Raw genomic sequence first — 337 nt, forward strand, 5'->3', positions numbered from 1 at the left:
GAGGTACCCCACCGCGTTCCGCCCCAGCGTCATGTTCTCGATCAGCCGCAGCATGCGCGTCCGGTGCTCCACCGGCACGTTGTCCCGCCCCTTCATGTATTTCCGCAGAATGGGCCCCGCCACCTCGTGCTCGAAATCCGCCTGGCTCGGCAGCGTCACCATGATCCCGCCCGCCAGATCCTGCGCCAGCCGGGAAATCTCATACGGAAACCGCGTCACATTGTGCTTGCACACATTCGCCAGCATCGCGTCGTTCATATAGATGCCGGACGGCAACGGCTTCGCCTCATGCGAGCTGGCGATCGCGGAGGAAAAAATCGTCTCGTTCAGATGCGTC

At 62.3% G+C, this 337-nt stretch carries 1 protein-coding gene; it reads right to left on the reverse strand.

All coding sequences use genetic code 11. The annotated features are described in order from the left end of the window. Nucleotides 1-337 (reverse strand): 4-hydroxyphenylacetate 3-hydroxylase C-terminal domain-containing protein (locus R5H29_RS22730; protein ID WP_332329899.1); only part of this gene is annotated, 337 nt, incomplete at both ends.

Source organism: Stenotrophomonas sp. A3_2 (assembly GCF_036624925.1).
Classification (GTDB): Bacteria; Pseudomonadota; Gammaproteobacteria; order Xanthomonadales; family Xanthomonadaceae; genus Stenotrophomonas; species Stenotrophomonas hibiscicola.